A 19,303-nucleotide genomic window follows, 5' to 3' on the forward strand; every position below is an offset into this window, starting at 1 on the left:
GATCATTTACGGGACAATCCTTAGGCGACGACGGTTGACGGATGGGGTGTCGGGATCGTCGTCGCTCTGGCCGAGTGCTGCGCGGCGTCTTGCCAGTCGTCCTCGTCGTCCGGCTTGTCGAAGTCTTCGTAGGCGGGTGGGAGCAGGCGTGCGCCCCGGCTGACTGCGATGCGGTGCACGTTGCCGAGTGCTTCGGTCAGCTGGACTGCCAGCAGCTGCAGCTCTCCGGATGTCCACTGGCGGCTGGCCAGGACACGGTGAGACTCCTGGAGGAGCTCACCGGCCAGGCCGAGTTGGGTGGCCTCCATGGTGTCGGCGAGTCGGGACAAGTATCCGGCCCCGTCGCCGGCGAGATAGCACGGCTTGCCCTCTGGGCCTGCCCACGGCAGAAGGCGCGCGTGATCGGTCGGGCTCATCGCGCGGTCCCCTCCATCCCGTGGATCAGGTGCGGGCCGACATCCACGCCGTACACCGCGAGCCACAACGCACGATGTCGAGCTCGCTGCTGCTGAGCTTCCCGCCGTTCATGTGCGACCAGGTACGGGCGAACCAGCCGGGTTTGCTCGTCCCGCACTGTTCGGACGAGCGGAGATGGCAGAGGCGCGGTTGGCGTTTCCGCGGCAGTCGTGGAGGAGGGTCCGGACCACCGGTGGCGGCCCGGACCGGGCAGTAACAGCTGCAGCAGCGGCTCGAAGATTTGGGCAATATGGTTCGGCATGTCGACGCTCCTACCAGGCGTTGGCCACGCCCCCGGACCGTTTGCCCGGTCGCGGGGGTCGGGGTAGAGGTCAGCCTGCCGTCCGGTGATGCACCCAAGTTGCACCGAAGCGTGCAACTCTCCTTGCCGGGAGCCTGCTATATCCCGACCCACTCGGCGAACTGCGCCAGCGATCCGTTGTGGGACCGCTCGCGACGCTTGAGGGCCAGCACTGTATCCCGCACGGTCGGGTGGTAACGGGTTTGCTGCGGTGCGATACGGCGGGCCCGCTGCAGGCAGTCGAGAGCCTGCTCTCGGCGGCCTTCCCAGGCGTGTGCCCGGCCGAGGTCCATCCAGTGATGCCCGGCGCGGGAGCGGGTCCAGCCGCGTGGAATCCGTACGTCCTTGGCGCGTTCGACGGCCAGACCGAACTCGTCCATCTCCGATGCCATGGCCACGGCGTGGACGGCAACGTTCGTCGGACCCCAGGTCACGCCGTAGTCGGGGAGCTCGCCCGTCTGGCGGGCAAGGGCACGGGCTTCGGTGAGTCGGGCCTCGGCATGGTCGCGGTCCTTGGCCCGGCCTGCGATCACAGCAGCCCGCAGGTGCAGCATGCCGCGCATGGCATCGATCCCGGCCGGCCGACGCGCGTCCAGGCCGTCGAGATCCCGGAGTGCGCGGTCGACCACGCGCATGCCGATGTCGTACCGGCCGGACGCCATTGTGGTCTGCGCCCGCAGGAACGCGTGCATGGCAACCAAGCCCGGCTCGTCGGCACGTGGCGCGGTCCATGCCAGACGGTCCAGAGCCACGGTGGCCAGGTCGAGGTAGCCGAACTTCCATGCGACGGTGAACACGCAGCGGAACGTGCCTGCCAAACACTCGTAGGCGAGCCGTTGGTCTTCTACGGAACTGGTGTGAACAGCCTGGACGCACTCGTCGATCAGGCCGGGCAGATCACGGACCATGTCCGTGTACTCCGCCTGACGGCGTTGCTCCAACGCGCGCCGGACATCAGTACGGAGAAGGGGGACCGGGCGCGCTTCCGTCTCCCTGTCGAGAGCGATGTCCCAGTTCTCCAAGCCTTCGCGGATCGGCTGGATCAGCGCGTCCATGCGGTCCCGGCGCAGCTCCTCGGCGTACGGCTGACCCAGCAGATCTGACGGCGAGACACCCAGAGCGCGGGCACAGGCCGCAACAAGAGCCGGAGATGCGGGCTTCTGTCCGCACTCGACCTTTGACAGCAGCGATTTGGACATGTGAGCACGTATCGCCAGCCCCTGCTGCGTCAGGCCGCGCTGCTTGCGGATACGGGCGATGCGAGAGCCGGTGTGCTCCTCGATGCTCTGCGGCACGGCGAACTCCGTTCTGCGGCAACACATCAGACGGTACCGCTCACCGCATCGCCCGGGTCAGTCGAAGGGTGAGGGCACCCTGGACGACGTGTTGACGCCCGCTCGGCCGACGACCGGAGCACCGACCGCTCGGGCGAAGGCGCATGCCGCCTCAGCACTCGATGATGTTCACCGCGAGCCCGCCCCGCGCCGTCTCCTTGTACTTGACCGACATGTCCGCGCCCGTGTCCTTCATCGTCTTGATGACCTTGTCCAGGGACACCTTGTGGCTGCCGTCGCCGCGCATCGCCATCCGGGCCGCGGTGACGGCCTTGACCGCCGCCATGCCGTTGCGCTCGATGCACGGGATCTGGACCAGGCCGCCGACCGGGTCGCAGGTGAGGCCGAGGTTGTGCTCCATGCCGATCTCCGCGGCGTTCTCGACCTGCTCCGGCGAGCCGCCCAGGACCTCGGCGAGCGCGCCGGCGGCCATCGAGCAGGCGGAGCCGACCTCGCCCTGGCAGCCGACCTCGGCGCCGGAGATGGAGGCGTTCTCCTTGAAGAGCATGCCGATCGCGCCCGCGGCGAGCAGGAAGTCGACGATGCCTTCCTCGTCGGCGCCCGGCACGAAGTTCATGTAGTAGTGCAGGACCGCCGGGATGATGCCCGCCGCGCCGTTGGTGGGGGCGGTGACGACCCGGCCGCCGGCCGCGTTCTCCTCGTTGACGGCCATCGCGTAGAGCGTGATCCACTCCATGGCCAGGGCCTGCGGGTCGCCCTCGGAGCGCAGCTTGCGGGCCGTGGTGGCGGCGCGGCGACGGACCTTGAGGCCGCCGGGGAGGATGCCCTCGCGGGACATGCCGCGCGAGACGCACGCCTGCATGACGCGCCAGATTTCGAGCAGGCCCTCGCGGATCTCGTCCTCGGTGCGCCATGCCTTCTCGTTCTCCAGCATCAGCGCCGAGATCGACAGGCCGGTCTCCCTGGTGAGCCGCAGGAGCTCGTCACCGGTGCGGAACGGGTGCTTGAGGACCGTGTCGTCGGGGATGATCGGGTTGTCGCCCGCGACCGCGTCCCCGTCGACGACGAACCCGCCGCCCACCGAGTAGTACGTCTTCTCCAGCAGCGTGGTGCCCTCGGCGTCGCGGGCGGTCACCGTCATGCCGTTGGCGTGGTAGGGCAGGGCCTTGCGGCGGTGCAGGACCAGGTCCTCGTCGAAGTCGAAGCCGATCTCGTGGGCGCCGAGGAGGTTGATCCGCCGGTCCGTCTTGATCCGCTCGACCTGCTCGTCGGCGGTCTCGACGTCGACCGTGCGCGGGGAGCTGCCCTCCAGGCCCAGCAGGACGGCCTTCGGTGTGCCGTGGCCGTGGCCGGTCGCGCCCAGGGAGCCGTACAGCTCGGCGCGTATCGAGGCGGTGTGGGCCAGCAGGCCCTCGTTCTTCAGGCGGCGGGCGAACATCCGGGCGGCGCGCATGGGGCCCACCGTGTGGGAGCTGGACGGGCCGATGCCGATCGAGAACAGGTCGAAGACCGAGAGGGCCACGGGGAACTCCTTGTGGGGTGGTAGACGCCGTTGTCTGCCGTGTAGTGCAGCGGGTGGGAGCAGAGGCATTGCGGGGGTGCGGGGGTGCGGGGGTGCGGGGGTGCGGGGGTGTCGGCGTGGTGCCTACGTGGTGCGGGGCACCGCGCTCACCGTTCCAGTGTGCGCGGTGCCCCTTTTGTTTTGCTCCGGGCTGTTACGGGATATCCGTCACAGGCCGGGGTAGAGCGGGTGCTTCGCGGCCAGGGCGGTCACCCGGGCGCTCAGCGCCGGCACGTCGTACGACGGCTTCAGCGCCTCGGCGATGATGTCCGCGACCTCGCGGAAGTCCTCGTCCTGGAAGCCGCGGGTGGCGAGCGCCGGGGTACCGATCCGCAGACCCGAGGTGACCATCGGGGGCCGCGGGTCGTTCGGGATGGCGTTGCGGTTGACGGTGATGCCGACCTCGTGGAGACGGTCCTCGGCCTGCTGACCGTCCAGCTCGGAGTTGCGCAGGTCGACCAGGACCAGGTGCACGTCCGTGCCGCCGGACAGGACGGAGACGCCGTGCTCGGTGACGTCGGCCTGGACCAGGCGCTCGGCGAGGATGCGGGCGCCGTCCAGCGTGCGCTGCTGGCGCTCCTTGAAGTCCTCGGAGGCGGCGACCTTGAAGGAGACCGCCTTGGCCGCGATGACGTGCTCCAGCGGGCCGCCCTGCTGGCCGGGGAAGACCGCCGAGTTGATCTTCTTGGCGAGTTCCTGCGTCGACAGGATCACACCGCCGCGCGGACCGCCGAGGGTCTTGTGCGTGGTGGTGGTGACGACGTGGGCGTGCGGCACCGGGTTGGGGTGCAGACCCGCGGCGACCAGGCCCGCGAAGTGGGCCATGTCGACCATCAGGTACGCGCCGACCTCGTCGGCGATCCGGCGGAAGGCCGCGAAGTCCAGCTGACGCGGGTACGCGGACCAGCCGGCCACGATCAGCTTCGGCTTGGACTCCTTGGCGAGCCGCTCGACCTCGGCCATGTCGACCTGGCCGGTGGCGTCGTCGACGTGGTAGGCGACGACGTTGTAGAGCTTGCCGGAGAAGTTGATCTTCATGCCGTGGGTCAGGTGACCGCCGTGGGCGAGGTTCAGGCCCATGATCGTGTCGCCCGGCTTCAGCAGCGCGAACATCGCGGCCGCGTTCGCCTGTGCGCCCGAGTGGGGCTGCACATTGGCGTGCTCGGCGCCGAAGAGCGCCTTGACGCGGTCGATCGCGATCTGCTCGACCACGTCGACGTGCTCGCAGCCGCCGTAGTAGCGGCGGCCCGGGTAGCCCTCGGCGTACTTGTTGGTGAGGACGGAGCCCTGGGCCTCCATGACCGCGACCGGAGCGAAGTTCTCCGAGGCGATCATCTCGAGGGTGGACTGCTGACGGTGGAGCTCGGCGTCGACAGCGGCGGCGACATCCGGGTCCAGCTCATGGAGAGGGGTGTTGAGAAGCGACATCACTCGGTCCCTAACGTTTGGGTCAGCGCTCGGTCAGCCGGCGAATTCGGTGTACTCGTCCGCGGAGAGCAGGTCCTTCGGCTCCTCGCTGACGCGCACCTTGAACAGCCAACCGCCCTCGAACGGGGCGGAGTTCACCAGCGACGGGTCGTTGACGACGTCCTCGTTGGCCTCGGTGACCTCACCGGAGACGGGGGAGTACAGATCGCTGACCGACTTGGTGGACTCGAGCTCGCCGCAGGTCTCGCCCGCGGTCACCGTGTCACCGACCTCGGGGAGCTGGACGTACACCACGTCGCCGAGCGCGTTCGCCGCGTGCTCCGTGATGCCGACCGTCGACACGCCGTCCTCGGCGGTCGACAGCCACTCGTGCTCCTTGCTGTAGCGCAGCTGCTGGGGGTTGCTCATGACCTGAATTCTCCTGTACGCGGGGGAGTGCTGGTGAACGGGGAGGGGGTGCGGACGGTCACTTCCGGCAACCGGGGGATCGCTTCCGGCGCCCACGGATCTGGCATCCGGGGGATCGCTTCCGGCGCCGGGGGATCACTTCTGGCGCTTGTAGAACGGCAGCGCGACGACGTCGTACGGCTCGTGGGTGCCGCGGATGTCGACGCCGACGCCTTCGGTCCCGGGCTCGGCATGGGCGGCGTCGACGTACGCCATGGCGATCGGCTTGCCCAGGGTCGGGCTCGGCGCACCGGAGGTCACCTCGCCGACGACCCGGCCGCCGGCGACGACCTGCATCCCGGCACGCGGAACGCGGCGGCCCCGGGCGACGAGGCCCACGAGCTTGCGCGGGGGCGCGGTCTCGGCGCGCTCGGCGGCCGAGGCGAGCGCCTCGCGGCCCACGAAGCGGCCGTCGTTGGAGGTCTTCTCGAACTTCACCACCCGGCCGAGGCCCGCGTCGAACGGTGTGAGCGCGGTGGTCAGCTCGTGCCCGTACAGCGGCATGCCCGCCTCCAGGCGCAGCGTGTCGCGGCAGGACAGGCCGCAGGGGATCAGACCGACGGGCGCGCCCGCCTCCGTCAGCGCCTGCCAGAGCTTCTCGGCGTGCTGCGGCTCGACGAACAGCTCGAAGCCGTCCTCACCGGTGTAGCCGGTGCGGGCGATCAGCGCCGGGACGCCCGCGACCGTGCCGGGCAGGCCCGCGTAGTACTTCAGACCGTCCAGGTCGGCGTCGGTCAGCGACCGCAGGATGCCGGGGGACTCGGGGCCCTGGACGGCGATCAGCGCGTACGCGTCACGGTCGTCGCGGACGGTGGCGTCGAAGCCCTGGGCGCGCTCGGTGAGGGCGTCGAGCACGATCTGGGCGTTGCCGGCGTTGGCGACGACCATGTACTCGGGGGCCTCGCTCTCGCCGAGCCGGTAGACGATCAGGTCGTCGAGGATGCCGCCGTCGGTCCGGCAGATCATCGTGTACCGGGCGCGGCCGGGGCCGATGGTGGCGATGTTTCCGACCAGCGCGTAGTCCAGCAGGTCGACCGCCTGCGGGCCCGTGACGGTGATCTCGCCCATGTGGGAGAGGTCGAAGAGACCGGCCTTGGTGCGGACGGCGTTGTGCTCGTCGCGCTCACTGCCGTACCGCAGGGGCATGTCCCAGCCGGCGAAATCGGTCATGGTCGCGCCCAGCGACCTGTGCAGGGCGTCGAGTGCGGTCAGACGGGGGGCGTTGCTCATAGGTGTGGCTCCCAGGGCATGGCTGCGAGGACAATCCTCCCCATCTGTCATCGGAACCTGAGAGGTTCGCCCCGACCACGCGTACGGGTAGTCGTGACTTGCACCTTGGGTGGAGCCGGCTCGGCGCGGCTCGCTTTTCAGATCTGCCTCATCGCGCGCGGTACGGGGCCTGAGAGATTCAAGGGAGGAACTTGCTCCTTCGGCGCCCGCCACACAGGTGGCAGGGACTCTCCCGCGCGGATTCAAGCGGCCGGTATGGAGTTGGCGCGCACATCATTGCACGCATCGGGGAAGAGTGGAGCGAAGAGGCCGCCCTGAAATCGCTTGAGCCGTATTACCAATTCTTTACACTTCATGGGCAAGGCTGTGGGGACGACCCGAAGGGGGATGGGGATGACGTTGCAGCCGACCGGTGCATACGCCGCCACGACCGCGGGGGTGCCGGCGCCGCCGGGTATGCCCGCCGTCCCGTCCCGGACGGGGGCCGCGCTGCCCCTCGCGCCGGTCGCGCCCGCTGCGGCGCCGGTCCCCGTCCTGTGCGACCTGCGCCGGGGCGCCGGGCGCAGCCCGCACAGCCTGGTCTTCGCCCCGGGTGACGTGGTGGTCGTCTCGGGCCTCCCCGGCAGCGGAAAGTCGACGCTGATGCGGCGCGCGGCACAGGGCCTCGGCATCGACTCGCAGGACACCCGGGACCGGTGGGACGCCCGCGCGCCCCGCTTCCTGCCGTACGCCGTCTACCGCCCGCTCGTCCGCCTCGCCCACTACGCCGGGCTGCGGCGTGCGTTGCGCTCCGGCGAGAGCGTCGTCGTGCACGACTGCGGCACGCAGGCGTGGGTCCGGCGCTGGCTCGCCCGCGAGACGCGGCGGCGCGGCACGTCCCTGCACCTGGTGCTGCTCGACGTGAGCCCCCAAGTCGCGCGAGCGGGCCAGCGTGAGCGCGGGCGCGGCGTCTCCGGTTACGCCTTCGCCCGCCACCGCCGGGCCGTGTCCCGCCTGGTCGCGGACGCGGAGGCGGGGCGGCTGCCGTGGGGGTGCGCGTCGGCGGTCCTGCTGGACCGTGACGCTGCGGGGGCGCTGGGGCGGCTCGGCTTCGAGTGACGGCGGGGCGGGCCGTTGCCGGGAGGGGCGGGCCCCTGCCCGGCGACGGCCCGCCCGGCGCTATCGTCGGGCCCGGCGTACCGCCCCCGTACGCCCGGCGTACCGCCCCGTACGAAGGACGACCCGCATGGAGACACCCGCCCCCGCCTGGCCCGCCAACGAGCTCGAAGAGGTGCTCGCCGCTTCCCTCGGCAACCCCGCGGCCGGAGGCCGCCTCGTCGAGGTGCTCGGACGCAGCCCGATATGGGTGCCCCTCCCGAACGGCGGCGGTCCGGACAGCCGCGACCTCGATCTTCCGACCATGGACGTCGACGGCGGAGCCTTCGTCCCCGTCTTCAGTTCCGAGCAGCAGTTCCTCCAGTGCGTCGGCGGGCACATGCCGTTCACCGTCGCCCCGGCCAGGGACTTCGCCCGTGGTCTGCCCCCGCAGCTCGGCATCGCCGTCAACCCGGGCGGTGCCGTCGGTGTGCCCCTGCCGCCGCCCGCCGTGGCCGAACTGTGCCGGGTCGGGCGGACTCCGCTCGACGGTGGGGCCTCCGGCGGCCGGGTCCGGCTCTTCGAGCCGGACTGGAAGGAGGAGCCGGTCGATTTCCTCTCCGCCGCCGCCGGCGAGTTCGAGAGCACCGGCGTCGTCGCCACCGCCCGCCGCGCGCTCGCCTCCGTCGAGGGTGACGCGCCGTCGCTGTTCATCGGCGTGCAGCTCTCGTCGTGGGAGGCCGCCGACCGCAACGCTCCCATGGACGCCCTCGGCCGCGCCCTGGGCCGGGTCCAGCTGCCGTGGCCCGTCAACCTGGTGCTTCTCGACGTTGCGCAGGACCCGGTGGGCGACTGGATGCTGGAGCGCGTGCGACCGTTCTACGAGCGGCAGTATGTGTAGTGGTCAAGTCTGTGCCGGCATGGCCGATTAAGCTGGTTTGATGGCCTGACCAGCCTGACGGCGGGCGTGAGGGACGGCGCGTGCGTCGCTGCGCGGAACGGTGAGCGAGACGGTGGGCCAAACGGTGGGACCGAAGAGGGGCGGAACAGGGTGAGTGCGTCAGGCACCGCGGCGGCCGGGCAGGTCGAGCACATGCTGCGCCAGGTGACTCCGGGCCGCTACGACGCGTACGAGGCGCTGCTGCATGCCCTCGCCGACCCCTCGGGCGGCCGGATCTGGATGCTGCTGTGGCACGGCCGGCCGGGCTCGCCCGCCGCCCAGTACGGAAACATGGAGGTCGACGGCGTCTGCTACGCGCCGTGCGTCACCTCCGCCCAGGAACTCGCCGTGTCCGGCTGGAACCGTGCGCACGAGGTCACCGGCGGCCGCGACATCGCCCGCGCCCTGTACCCGGACCGCTGGGGGATCTGGCTCAACCCGCACGCGCCCGGCGGCGGCGTCGGCATCCCGTGGCTGGATCTGCGCCGTATCGCCACGGGTCTCGACCGGATGCCCGCCGGACCGCTGCGGCTGACGGAGCCCGCGATCGAGATCCCGCAGTTCTACGCCCTGCTGACGCAGAACGCGCACCGCACGGCCGCCGTCCGTTCCCTGCGGCGCGCCTGGGTGCAGCCGTCGATCGGGCCCGCGTACCTGGCGATCGGCCTGGACCTCTACGACACCGCTCCGCAGTCGGTGGACGCGGTGCGCGCGATGATGCGGCAGTCCGTCGCCGCGGTCCCGGACGGTCTGCCGGTGTCGACGGTTGCCATGTCCGACGAGTACGACCCGGTCACCATGTGGATGCGGGTCAACACGCGTCCCTTCTACGACCGTGATGCCCACGCCGCTGCCCCGGCCGCCGGCGCTGGCTACGGCTACCCTCCGCCGCACAACCGCTGAGTTGCGACATCGCGACGGACTCCGAGGAAGAACTCCGGGAGATGTCAAGGGCGTTAACTCGCCGGTCGAGGATGTCCCGTATCTGCCCGGTTTGTTGAGTGTCCGGGTCTCGAGTAGGTATCACCGTTATCCGGACTGTTCTCCCGGGTGTCTCCCGTCTGTAGTGTTCGGCCGTCAAGACCTCTCCCACGGCGGAACCTCGGGGTGGACCCATGCGAATATTCAAGTCCGGAGCTGTCCGGGCGATCACGGCGGCGGTGGCCGTCGGCCTGATCGCCACCGGCTGCGCCAGCGAGCGGAGCGAAGGGGACAAGGGGGGCGACAAGGACACCTTCGTGTTCGCCGGCGCCGGTGACCCCGGTTCCCTCGACCCTGCCCTCGCGAGCGACGGTGAGACCTTCCGGGTCACCCGTCAGGCATTCGAGGCGCTGCTCGAGCACGAGTCGGGGGGCAGTGAGCTCGTCGGCGGTCTGGCCGAGAAGTGGTCGAGCAACCCCGAAGGCACCGTCTGGACGTTCAACCTGCGCCAGGGTGTGAAGTTCCACGACGGCGAGGCGTTCAACGCCGCCGCGGTCTGCGCGAACTACGACCACTGGTTCAACTGGAAGGGCACCTACCAGTCGAGCGCGGTCTCCTACTACTGGCAGACCATCATGGGCGGCTTCGCCAAGAACGAGGACGAGGAAGCCCCGAAGCCGAACTACAAGTCCTGCACGGCGAAGGACGAGAACACGGCGGTCATCGAGGTCAACGAGCCCTCGGCGAACCTGCCCGGCGGCTTCTCCCTCCAGGCGCTGGCGATCCACTCGCCGAAGGCCATCAAGGAGTACGAGAAGCAGGACGCGACCGCCAAGGGCGACGCGATCACGTACCCCAAGTACAGCCAGGAGGCCGGCACGGTCGCCGGCACCGGTCCGTACAAGATCGTGAAGTGGAACAAGGGCAACAAGGAAGTCACCCTTGAGCGCTTCGACGACTACTGGGGCGAGAAGGCCCACGTCAAGAACCTGGTCTTCCGCACGATCGACACCGAGGCCGGCCGCCGTCAGGCGCTGCAGGCCGGTGACATCGACGGCTACGACCTGGTCGCGCCCGCCGATGTGAAGACGCTGGAGGGTGAGGGCTTCGAGGTCCCGACCCGTGACGTCTTCAACATCTTCTACGTCGGTATGACGCAGTCCGCGAACCCGGCGCTGAAGAAGCCCGAGGTGCGGCAGGCCATCTCGCACGCCATCGACCGCGAGGGCATCGTCAAGACGCAGCTGCCCGAGGGCGGCAAGGTCGCGACCCAGTTCATGCCCGACACGGTCGCCGGCTTCTCGGACAAGGTGAAGACCTACCCGTTCGACACCGACAAGGCCAAGGACCTCCTCAAGCAGGCCGGTGAGGAGAAGCTCAAGGTCGAGTTCTGCTACCCGACCGAGGTCACCCGCCCGTACATGCCGGCCCCGCAGGACATGTTCGAGCGGATGAAGGCCGACCTGGAGAAGGCCGGTGTCACCGTCACGCCGAAGGCCATGAAGTGGGCCCCGGACTACCTGGACGCCACCGAGGCCGGTTCCTGTGCCCTGCACATGCTCGGCTGGACCGGTGACTTCAACGACGGCTACAACTTCATCGGCACCTGGTTCGCCGGGCCCGACAAGCAGTGGGGCTTCAACGACAAGAAGGTCTTCGACGCGGTGAACGCCGCCTCCAAGGTGACCGACTCCGCGGGTCGCACCGAGGCGTACAAGAAGGCCAACGAGGCGATCATGGAGTACGTCCCGGGTGTCCCGATCTCGTCCTCCCCGCCGGCCATCGCGTTCGCCAAGAACGTGAACCCGCCGAAGGTCTCCCCGCTGACGCAGGAGAACTTCGCCGAGGTCTCCTTCAAGTAACCGAAACCCCAGCGGGACCGCCCGGCCACAGAACCTCGGTGGCCGGGCGGACCCGCATCAACGCACGTAAGAAAGGGGCATGCGGGGTGCTGCGACTCGTCGTACGAAGACTGCTACAGCTCATACCCACCCTGCTCGGCCTGTCGGTTCTGCTCTTCCTCTGGCTGAACCGGCTGCCCGGCGGACCCGCCTCAGCGATCCTGGGCGAGCGGGCGACCGAAGCCGAAGTGGCGCGCATCAACCGGGCCCTCGGGCTCGACCAACCCGTCTATGTCCAGTACTGGCGTTTCCTCAAGCGCATCTTCGAACTGGACCTCGGCACCTCGGTCCAGACCGGTCGGCCGGTGTGGGACGAGTTCACGACGCGTTTCCCCGCGACGGTCGAACTCAGCGTCCTTGCGATCATCCTTGCCGTCGTCGTCGGCATCCCGCTCGGCTATCTTGCGGCCAAACACCGCGGCGGCTGGCTCGACGTCGCCTCGGTGTCCGGATCGCTGATCGGCATCTGTATCCCGGTGTTCTTCCTCGCGCTGATTCTCAAGGGCGTCTTCGCCGTCAATCTCGGCCTCTTTCCGACGTTCGGACGGCTCGACACCGGTATGAACGCCACGGACGTCACCGGATTCGCCGTCCTCGACGGCCTGTTGACCGGTGAGCTCGACGCCAGCCTGGATGCGATCCACCACCTGATCCTGCCCGCCGTCGCACTCTCCTCAATCCCGCTCGCCGTCATCGTCCGGATGACCCGCGCCAGCGTCCTGGAGGTTCTCGGCGAGGACTACGTCCGCACCGCAGAGTCGAAGGGACTCGAGAAGAAGGTCGTCCGCGGCCGCCATGTGCTGCGCAACGCGCTGCTGCCGGTGATCACCGCCGTCGGTCTGCTGACCGGAAGCCTGCTGTCGGGCGCGGTGCTGACCGAATCGGTCTTCTCCTTCAACGGCATCGGCAACTTCATCCGCACCTCGATCGACGCCCGCGATTACCCGGTGCTCGTCGGGTTCATCCTCTTCATCGCGATGGTGTACGTCCTCATCAACCTGCTGGTCGACCTCGCGTACAGCATCATCGACCCGAGAGTGCGGGTGCACTGACGTGACGACCATGACGAAGAAGGCCGACAAGATCGACCGGCTTGCCGAGTTGATGCAGACGTCGGAGGTCACCAGCGGCGCGAGCCTGTGGCGTGAAGCCATGCGACGGCTGCGGGCCAGCAAGATGGCGATCATCGGCACCGCCGTCATCGGACTGTTCGTGCTGCTGGCGATCGTCGGACCGTGGCTCGCCCCGTACAGCCCGTCCGCCCAGACCTGGCGCAGCGAGGTCTTCGCCAACAAGGGCGAGTTCGTCGGCGCGCGCGGTGGGAACTGGTTCGGCCTCGACCACCTCGGCCGCGACATGTTCTCCCGGATCCTGGTCGGCGCCCGGCAGACGCTGATGGTCGGCGTGGTGTCGATGCTCATCGGCCTGATCATCGGCACGCTCGTCGGCGTGCTCTCCGGTGCGGCCGCGACCCTCGGTGGCAGGACCGGGCAGCGTATCGACACCGTGGTCATGCGCTTCACCGACATCATGCTGTCGCTGCCGTCGCTGCTGCTGGCGGTCTCGATCGCCGCCGTGATGGGCCAGTCGCTGACCACCGTGATGATCGCCGTCGGTGTCGTGCAGATCCCGATCTTCGCGCGACTGCTGCGCGGTTCGATGCTGGTGCAGGGCGGCTCCGACTACGTGCTGGCGGCCAAGGCGCTCGGCATCCGCAAGAAGCGGATCGTGCTGACCCAGATCCTGCCGAACTCGCTCAGCCCGGTGATCGTCCAGGCGACGCTCAGCCTGGCCACCGCGATCATCGAGGCCGCGGCCCTGTCCTACCTGGGCCTCGGCAACCCCGACCCGGCGACCCCGGAGTGGGGTGTCATGCTCGCCCAGGCCGAACGGTTCTTCGACAACGAGCCCCTGATGGCGGCCTACCCCGCCATCGGCATCATCATCACCGCCCTCGGCTTCACCCTGCTCGGCGAGGCCATGCGCGAAGCCCTCGACCCGAAGCTGCGAGGCTGAAGTCCCATGGCACTGCTCTCTGTTGAAGAACTCAGCGTCACCTTCACCGCGAAGGGCCGCAAGGACGCGACGGCCGTGGACGGCGTCTCCTTCGACGTCGACCAGGGCCAGGTCGTGGGCCTCGTCGGCGAGTCCGGCTGCGGCAAGTCCGTGACCTCGCTCGCCCTGATGGGGCTGCTCCCGCGCAAGGGCGTGAAGCTCGGCGGACGTGCCGTCTTCGACGGCCGGGACCTGCTCGGCATGAACGAGCGCAAGCTGCGGGACATGCGCGGCAGCCAGCTCGCGATGATCTTCCAGGACCCGCTGTCCTCGCTGAACCCGGTCATCCCGATCGGAATCCAGGTCACCGAGATCCTCCAGCGGCACCGCGGACTGAAGGGGGAGGCCGCCCGCAAGGAGGCCGTCCACCTGCTGGACCGGGTCGGCATCCCCGACCCGGACCGGCGGCTCAAGGAGTACCCGCACCAGCTGTCCGGCGGTATGCGCCAGCGCGCGCTCATCGCCATGGCGGTCGCCTGCGCGCCCCGGCTGCTCATCGCCGACGAGCCGACGACCGCGCTGGACGTGACCATCCAGGCGCAGATCCTCGAACTCCTCAAGGAACTGGTCGACCAGGAGGGCACCGCCCTGCTGATGATCACCCACGACCTGGGTGTCGTGGCCGGCCTCTGCGACCAGGTCAACGTCCTGTACGCGGGCCGGGCCGTGGAATCCGCGGGCCGCCGCGAGCTGTTCGCGCACCCCACCCACCCGTACGCGCACGGACTGCTCGGCTCCATCCCGAGGCTCGACGCTCCGCGCGGAGAGGCGCTCACTCCGATCCGCGGATCCATCAACGACCGGATCGCCTGGGCCGACGGCTGCGCCTTCGCGCCCCGCTGCGACCGGTACACGATGGAGTGCCTGACCGGCACACCCGAACTGACCGAACCACGCGCGGCCGGACACCAGGTCCGGTGCGTCAACCCGGTCCTTCCCAAGTCCAAGGCGGAGGTCTCGGCATGAGTCTGCTCGAACTCGACGATGTCAAGGTCCACTTCCCGGTCAAGAAGGGCATCCTCTTCGACCGCACGGTCGGCCACGTCTACGCCGTCGACGGTGTGTCGCTCAAGGTCGAGGCCGGCCAGACGTACGGGCTGGTGGGCGAGTCGGGCTGCGGCAAGACGACGCTCGGCCGCAGCGTGCTGCGGCTGGTGGACATCACCGACGGCGAGGTCGTCTTCGACGGGACCGACCTGGCGAAGCTGCCCGAGGAGGAGATGCGCCGGTTCCGCAGGCGTCTGCAGATGGTCTTCCAGGACCCGCTCGGCAGCCTCAACCCGCGGCAGAACATCGAGTCGATCCTCAGCGAGGGCATGGCCGCGCACGGGATCGGCAAGGACCAGGACGAGCGCCGGGAGAAGATCAAGGCGATCCTCGCCAAGGTCGGCCTCCCCACCAACGCGCTCTCCCGCTACCCGCACGAGTTCTCCGGCGGTCAGCGCCAGCGCATCGGCATCGCCCGCGCGCTGGTCCTCGAGCCCGACGTGATCATCTGCGACGAGCCGGTCTCCGCGCTCGACGTGTCGGTGCAGGCGCAGGTGATCAACCTGCTGGAGGAGCTCCAGGAGTCGCTGGGCCTCACCTACCTCGTCATCGCCCACGATCTCGCCGTCGTCCGCCACATCTCCGACGTCATCGGCGTCATGTATCTGGGCTCGCTGGTGGAGGAGGCGCCGAGCGACGCGCTGTACGCGGGGCCGAAGCACCCGTACACCAAGGCGCTCATGTCGGCGGTGCCGGTGCCCGACCCGGAGGTCGAGGACCGGCGCGAGCGGATCCTGCTCCAGGGCGACCTGCCCTCGCCGGCGAACCCGCCGTCGGGCTGCCGCTTCCACACCAGGTGCCCCTGGGCGCAGGACAAGTGCGCGGTGGAGCGTCCCGTGCTGACGGACGTCGGCGACGGGCACAAGGTGGCCTGCCACTTCGCGGCCGAGATCGACGCCGGAACGATCGGGCTCACCCGGGAGACCGGCACCGAGGCCGTCACGCGGACCGGGACCGGGGCCGAGGAAGGCGCGGACGCCGCGGCGGAGGCGCCGCGGGGCGCTGCGCCGGTCCCGGCCTCCCTGCTTCCGGCCGACTCGACGACCAGGCCGGACGCCCCCGCGGTTCAGGCGAAGGTGCCGGTCCAGGCCACTGCTCCCGCCGAGCAGGCCGAGGTGCCGGCAGGCGGCAAGGAGTCCGGCGCCTCGGGCACGGCTGCCGTCACGGAGGCGGAGCAGGATGCTTCGAAGCCGGGCGCGTCCGCCGGGGACGCTCCGAACGTGGATGGTGCGGACGCCGACGCTCCGGAGTCGGACGCTTCCGGGGAGGAGCCGGGCAAGACCGCCTGACGGACGGTCCACATCTTGGAGCACCGAGCGTTGTACAACTGTTCGGTGCTCCAGGAACTGTTCACGCCCTCCGTCCAGCATGCGCTCGAGCTCGTCGGGATCTTCGTCTTCGCGATCTCGGGCGCGCTGCTCGCCGTGCGCAAGAACTTCGACGTGTTCGGCATGGCCGTTCTCGCCGAGGTCACGGCGCTCGGCGGCGGTCTGCTGCGTGACCTGATCATCGGGGCCGTACCGCCCGCGGCCTTCACCGACCTCGGCTACTTCGTCACGCCGCTGGTGGCGACGGGCCTGGTGTTCTTCCTCCATCCGCATGTCGAGCGGATCCAGGTGGCCGTCAACGTCTTCGACGCGGCCGGTCTCGGTCTGTTCTGTGTGACGGGCGCGACCAAGGCGTACGAGTACGGCCTCGGGCTCACCGCGTCGGCGACCCTGGGTCTCGCCACGGCCGTCGGCGGAGGCGTACTGCGCGACGTGCTCGCCAACGAGGTGCCGTCACTGCTGCGCTGGGACCGTGATCTGTACGCGGTGCCCGCGATGGTGGGCGCCACGATGGTGGTGCTGTGCATCCGGTTCGACGTACTGAACCCGCTGACCAGCGGGCTGGCCGCGACGACCGCCTTCCTGCTGCGGCTGCTGGCCATGCGCTACCACTGGCGGGCGCCGAGGGCGTGGAACCGCCGCTCGGAGGCCAGTGAGGAGGACCACAAAGCTACCGCTTAGTAGTTGTTTGTTGTACGGTACCGCCATGGCAGAAGCAGTGGCTCAGGCGACCGTCGGCAACAGTGAGTTCGACCGCGACACGGCGGTCACCCTGCGCGAGGCGGGCGTCTACGACGCGGAACTCTCGGCGGGCTGGACGATCATCCACGCCGTCAACGGCGGCTACCTGCTGGCCCTTCTGGGCCGGGCGCTCGGCGACGCGCTGCCGCACTCCGACCCCTTCTCGGTGTCGGCCCACTACCTCACGGCCTCGCAGCCCGGGCCCGCGGTGATCCGCACGGAGACGGTACGTACCGGGCGCACACTCTCCACCGGTCAGGCGTCCCTCTTCCAGTACGCGCAGGACGGGGCGGAGGTCGAGCGCATCCGGGTGCTCGCGACGTACGGCGACCTCGACGCCCTCCCGGACGACGTCCGCACCACCGCCAAGCCGCCGGCGATCCCGCCGATCGAGCACTGCCTCGGCCCTGCGGACGGCCCGGCCCCGATCCCGGGCAGCTCGGCGATCACCGAGCGGCTGGACATCAGGCTGGACCCGGCGACCGTCGGGTGGGCGGTCGGCGCACCGTCGGGCAAGGGCGAGATGCGCGGCTGGTTCGGTCTGGCGGACGGGCGTGACGCGGACCCGCTGTCGCTGCTGCTGACGGTCGACGCGTTGCCCCCGACCTCGTTCGAGCTGGGTCTCACCGGCTGGACCCCGACCGTGGAACTGACCACCCACATCCGCTGCCGCCCGGCGCCGGGCCCGCTGCGCGTCTCGATCACCACGCGGAACCTGGCGGGCGGTTTCCTGGAGGAGGACGCGGACGTCTGGGACTCCGCGGACCGCCTGGTCGCCCAGTCCCGGCAGCTGGCCAAGGCGCCTCGGCGCTGACCCGTCCCGCCCCGGGGCGCGGGGTCGGCCGACGCCCCGGGGTGCCCCACTCGCCGGGTCCGCGCGAAGGGTCCTGCCGTTGGGTCGTGCCCGCCGGGGCCGCGCGGTGTGGTCCAGCCATGCGTCTGTCCCCGGGGCCGCGCGTGAGGTCGCGTCGTGGGTCGTGCCCGCCGTCCGCGCGTGAGGGTTCTGCCGTGTGTCGTGCCCGCCGGGTCCGCGCGCGGGGTCCTGCCCATGCGCCGGGTCCGCGCGGCGGGTGTCCCGCCGTGCCGGGCGTCCGCAGGCGCCTCCGGCCTGGGAGGCACGTGCCGGGCCGCGCCGGTGCACCGTCGATTCCTGCGGCCCTGGGGGTGAAGGCGGCGTCCGGTGCCCGGTGGCCGGCAGCGGCACCGGGTGAGTCCCCGCGAGCGCCGCCCGCACCCGGTGCGCGCGGCCGCAGGGCGGTCAGTCCAGCCAGTGGCGGCGCCCCAGGCTGATCAGCCGGAGCTGGCGGCGCGCGGTGCGAGCCACTCGATCCTCACCCTCCGGGCCCGCCTCCAGGAAGGCGTACCCCGCGGCCATCATGTGGTCGACATACACGGCGGCCAGCATCCGCAGGTCCTCCTCCGCCCAGCCGGCCGAATCAGGCTCGTCGGCGAACGCCTGCGCCACCTCGTCGGTGAACCGCCGCAACTGCTCCGCTATCGCCGCGCGGACCGGGGCCACACCGCCGTGCCGCTCGCGCGCGACGAAGCGCACATGGAGCGGCGAGGTGCGGACCAGCTCGGCGACCAGGCCGACCGCGCGCTCGATGCGTTGCTCGTCGCCGTCCTCGTGAAGCGCCCTGCCGATCGGTACGCGCAGGCTGCCGAGCGTCTCGTCCACCAGCGCCACCCCGAGATCGGCCATGTCCCTGAAGTGCCGGTAGAACGCGGTCGGGGCGCTGCCCACGGCCCGGGTGACCTCGCGCAGGCCGAGGCTGCTCAGGCTCTGGTCCGCCAGCAGCCGGAGCGCCGCGTCGAGCAGGGCCTGGCGGGTCTTCTGCTTCTGGGCCTGCCGGACGCCCACCGTGTGACTCATGACATTCAGTAAACAACCGTTCTCCGGGAAAAGGAAGCATAGACTCAGCAGTCAGTGAACACTCGTACCGACAAGTGTTCACCGAAAAGTCGCCGAAAGGATGACGATGATCGCCCTCGTAGCAGCACTCCTCCTCATGGGAATCATGCTGGGCGCGGTGGTCCAACTGCCCGCGTCCGTCTCATTGGTGGCCGCCTCCGCCATCGGCTGCTGGCTGCTCCTCTTCGCCGTGCGCGAGCGCGGCCGCGCCCGCCGCGACTGAAGCGCCCGCAGGCTCCTCGTACCGGCACCGGAAGGAGAGACGTCATGCAACTCACCGAACTCGTGCGTCCGCAGCGCCGCGGTGGCGACCGCACGGCCGCCGCGCCCGAGAACCCCGCCGGGACACCGGCGGCCGGGCACGGCCCGGCGGACCACCCGCGGGAGGGCACGGCCGACGGGCCCGCCGAGGCGCGACGCAAGGACGCCGACGGCATGGCCGTCGCCGCGTTCGTGCTCGGCCTCGTCGGGCTGCTCGTGATGAACATCGTGCTCGGCCCGGCCGCCGTCGTCCTCGGGGCCCTCGCCCTGCGGCGCGGCACCGCCCGCCGTGGCCGGGCCGTGCTCGGCCTCGCACTCGGCGTCGCCGACCTCGTGGTGCTCGCCGTCCTCGTGACCGTCAACGGTGCGGTCGTCTGGAGCTTCGGCGGCTGACATCCCCACGCC

19 protein-coding genes and 1 riboswitch are annotated in these 19,303 nt (G+C 70.1%); of the genes, 12 read left to right on the top strand and 7 right to left on the bottom strand.

Going from position 1 to position 19,303, the window contains the following annotated elements:
- Positions 1–20: 20 nt before the first annotated feature.
- The 6 genes from AB0903_RS19300 to gcvT form a co-directional block, all read right to left on the bottom strand.
- Positions 21–416, bottom strand: a complete 396-nt coding sequence (locus AB0903_RS19300) for a hypothetical protein (protein ID WP_366704289.1) — start codon at positions 414–416, stop codon at positions 21–23.
- A gap of 439 nt (positions 417–855) precedes the next feature.
- On the bottom strand, positions 856–2,052 hold the full coding sequence (locus tag AB0903_RS19305; RefSeq protein ID WP_366704291.1) for a helix-turn-helix transcriptional regulator: 1,197 nt from the start codon (positions 2,050–2,052) through the stop codon (positions 856–858).
- A 151-nt stretch (positions 2,053–2,203) separates the two neighbouring features.
- Entirely contained in the window at positions 2,204–3,574 is a 1,371-nt protein-coding gene (locus AB0903_RS19310; protein WP_366704293.1) for an L-serine ammonia-lyase, read from the bottom strand.
- 207 nt (positions 3,575–3,781) lie between these two features.
- Positions 3,782–5,041 carry a serine hydroxymethyltransferase gene (glyA, locus tag AB0903_RS19315; protein WP_366704295.1) on the bottom strand — a complete coding sequence of 420 codons (1,260 nt, stop codon included), beginning with the start codon at positions 5,039–5,041 and terminating at the stop codon, positions 3,782–3,784.
- A 33-nt stretch (positions 5,042–5,074) separates the two neighbouring features.
- Entirely contained in the window at positions 5,075–5,449 is a 375-nt protein-coding gene (gcvH, locus tag AB0903_RS19320) for a glycine cleavage system protein GcvH (RefSeq protein ID WP_264247360.1), read from the bottom strand.
- A gap of 135 nt (positions 5,450–5,584) precedes the next feature.
- On the bottom strand, positions 5,585–6,718 hold the full coding sequence (gene gcvT / locus AB0903_RS19325) for a glycine cleavage system aminomethyltransferase GcvT (RefSeq protein WP_366704297.1): 1,134 nt from the start codon (positions 6,716–6,718) through the stop codon (positions 5,585–5,587).
- Between the two features lie 148 nt (positions 6,719–6,866).
- A riboswitch (glycine riboswitch) is annotated at positions 6,867–6,963 on the bottom strand.
- Positions 6,964–7,111: 148 nt separating this feature from the next.
- On the opposite strand from gcvT, the gene AB0903_RS19330 reads away from it, so the two are divergent.
- The 10 genes from AB0903_RS19330 (at position 7,112) to AB0903_RS19375 (ending at position 17,539) form a co-directional block, all read left to right on the top strand.
- Positions 7,112–7,816 carry an AAA family ATPase gene (locus AB0903_RS19330; RefSeq protein WP_366704299.1) on the top strand — a complete coding sequence of 235 codons (705 nt, stop codon included), beginning with the start codon at positions 7,112–7,114 and terminating at the stop codon, positions 7,814–7,816.
- 127 nt (positions 7,817–7,943) lie between these two features.
- Positions 7,944–8,693 (top strand): enhanced serine sensitivity protein SseB, encoded by a 750-nt coding sequence (locus AB0903_RS19335; RefSeq protein WP_366704301.1) that lies wholly within the window; start codon positions 7,944–7,946, stop codon positions 8,691–8,693.
- A 150-nt stretch (positions 8,694–8,843) separates the two neighbouring features.
- A complete protein-coding gene (locus AB0903_RS19340; RefSeq protein ID WP_366704303.1) occupies positions 8,844–9,635 on the top strand; it encodes an enhanced serine sensitivity protein SseB C-terminal domain-containing protein in 792 nt (263 codons plus the stop codon).
- 212 nt (positions 9,636–9,847) lie between these two features.
- Positions 9,848–11,515: an ABC transporter substrate-binding protein gene (locus tag AB0903_RS19345; RefSeq protein WP_366704305.1), complete on the top strand. Its 1,668-nt coding sequence runs from the start codon at positions 9,848–9,850 to the stop codon at positions 11,513–11,515.
- A gap of 86 nt (positions 11,516–11,601) precedes the next feature.
- Positions 11,602–12,606, top strand: coding sequence for an ABC transporter permease (locus AB0903_RS19350; RefSeq protein ID WP_366704307.1), 1,005 nt, complete (start codon positions 11,602–11,604; stop codon positions 12,604–12,606).
- Positions 12,607–12,616: 10 nt separating this feature from the next.
- Entirely contained in the window at positions 12,617–13,570 is a 954-nt protein-coding gene (locus tag AB0903_RS19355; RefSeq protein ID WP_366704346.1) for an ABC transporter permease, read from the top strand.
- Positions 13,571–13,576: 6 nt separating this feature from the next.
- Complete coding sequence (locus tag AB0903_RS19360; RefSeq protein ID WP_366704309.1) at positions 13,577–14,575, top strand: ABC transporter ATP-binding protein; 999 nt, start codon at positions 13,577–13,579, stop codon at positions 14,573–14,575.
- On the top strand, positions 14,572–15,945 hold the full coding sequence (locus tag AB0903_RS19365) for an oligopeptide/dipeptide ABC transporter ATP-binding protein (RefSeq protein ID WP_366704311.1): 1,374 nt from the start codon (positions 14,572–14,574) through the stop codon (positions 15,943–15,945). The genes AB0903_RS19360 and AB0903_RS19365 overlap by 4 nt, the downstream gene beginning before the upstream one ends.
- Before the next feature lie 45 nt (positions 15,946–15,990).
- Complete coding sequence (locus AB0903_RS19370; protein WP_366704313.1) at positions 15,991–16,665, top strand: trimeric intracellular cation channel family protein; 675 nt, start codon at positions 15,991–15,993, stop codon at positions 16,663–16,665.
- Positions 16,666–16,690: 25 nt separating this feature from the next.
- Positions 16,691–17,539 carry a thioesterase family protein gene (locus AB0903_RS19375; RefSeq protein ID WP_366704315.1) on the top strand — a complete coding sequence of 283 codons (849 nt, stop codon included), beginning with the start codon at positions 16,691–16,693 and terminating at the stop codon, positions 17,537–17,539.
- A 444-nt stretch (positions 17,540–17,983) separates the two neighbouring features.
- Here AB0903_RS19375 and AB0903_RS19380 read toward each other — a convergent pair whose 3' ends face one another.
- Positions 17,984–18,598, bottom strand: a complete 615-nt coding sequence (locus AB0903_RS19380; RefSeq protein WP_366704317.1) for a TetR family transcriptional regulator — start codon at positions 18,596–18,598, stop codon at positions 17,984–17,986.
- A 106-nt stretch (positions 18,599–18,704) separates the two neighbouring features.
- Between AB0903_RS19380 and AB0903_RS19385 the strand changes: the two genes are divergently transcribed.
- Together AB0903_RS19385 and AB0903_RS19390 are read left to right on the top strand one after the other, a co-directional pair.
- Positions 18,705–18,860: a hypothetical protein gene (locus tag AB0903_RS19385; RefSeq protein WP_366704319.1), complete on the top strand. Its 156-nt coding sequence runs from the start codon at positions 18,705–18,707 to the stop codon at positions 18,858–18,860.
- Between the two features lie 44 nt (positions 18,861–18,904).
- Positions 18,905–19,291 (top strand): hypothetical protein, encoded by a 387-nt coding sequence (locus tag AB0903_RS19390; RefSeq protein ID WP_366704321.1) that lies wholly within the window; start codon positions 18,905–18,907, stop codon positions 19,289–19,291.
- Positions 19,292–19,303: the final 12 nt, after the last annotated feature.

The organism is Streptomyces sp. NPDC048389 (assembly GCF_040706335.1).
Lineage (GTDB): Bacteria > Actinomycetota > Actinomycetes > Streptomycetales > Streptomycetaceae > Streptomyces.

What these genes read in the sequence shown, in the direction of transcription:
- AB0903_RS19360 (WP_366704309.1), top strand. Translation starts at nt 13,577, where the DNA reads ATGGCACTGCTCTCTGTTGAAGAACTCAGCGTCACCTTCACCGCGAAG.
- AB0903_RS19330 (WP_366704299.1), top strand. Translation starts at nt 7,112, where the DNA reads ATGACGTTGCAGCCGACCGGTGCATACGCCGCCACGACCGCGGGGGTG.
- AB0903_RS19390 (WP_366704321.1), top strand. Translation starts at nt 18,905, where the DNA reads ATGCAACTCACCGAACTCGTGCGTCCGCAGCGCCGCGGTGGCGACCGC.
- gcvT (WP_366704297.1), bottom strand. Translation starts at nt 6,718, where the DNA reads ATGAGCAACGCCCCCCGTCTGACCGCACTCGACGCCCTGCACAGGTCG.
- AB0903_RS19335 (WP_366704301.1), top strand. Translation starts at nt 7,944, where the DNA reads ATGGAGACACCCGCCCCCGCCTGGCCCGCCAACGAGCTCGAAGAGGTG.
- AB0903_RS19355 (WP_366704346.1), top strand. Translation starts at nt 12,617, where the DNA reads ATGACGAAGAAGGCCGACAAGATCGACCGGCTTGCCGAGTTGATGCAG.
- glyA (WP_366704295.1), bottom strand. Translation starts at nt 5,041, where the DNA reads ATGTCGCTTCTCAACACCCCTCTCCATGAGCTGGACCCGGATGTCGCC.
- AB0903_RS19375 (WP_366704315.1), top strand. Translation starts at nt 16,691, where the DNA reads ATGGCAGAAGCAGTGGCTCAGGCGACCGTCGGCAACAGTGAGTTCGAC.
- AB0903_RS19380 (WP_366704317.1), bottom strand. Translation starts at nt 18,598, where the DNA reads ATGAGTCACACGGTGGGCGTCCGGCAGGCCCAGAAGCAGAAGACCCGC.
- gcvH (WP_264247360.1), bottom strand. Translation starts at nt 5,449, where the DNA reads ATGAGCAACCCCCAGCAGCTGCGCTACAGCAAGGAGCACGAGTGGCTG.
- AB0903_RS19345 (WP_366704305.1), top strand. Translation starts at nt 9,848, where the DNA reads ATGCGAATATTCAAGTCCGGAGCTGTCCGGGCGATCACGGCGGCGGTG.
- AB0903_RS19365 (WP_366704311.1), top strand. Translation starts at nt 14,572, where the DNA reads ATGAGTCTGCTCGAACTCGACGATGTCAAGGTCCACTTCCCGGTCAAG.
- AB0903_RS19300 (WP_366704289.1), bottom strand. Translation starts at nt 416, where the DNA reads ATGAGCCCGACCGATCACGCGCGCCTTCTGCCGTGGGCAGGCCCAGAG.
- AB0903_RS19385 (WP_366704319.1), top strand. Translation starts at nt 18,705, where the DNA reads ATGATCGCCCTCGTAGCAGCACTCCTCCTCATGGGAATCATGCTGGGC.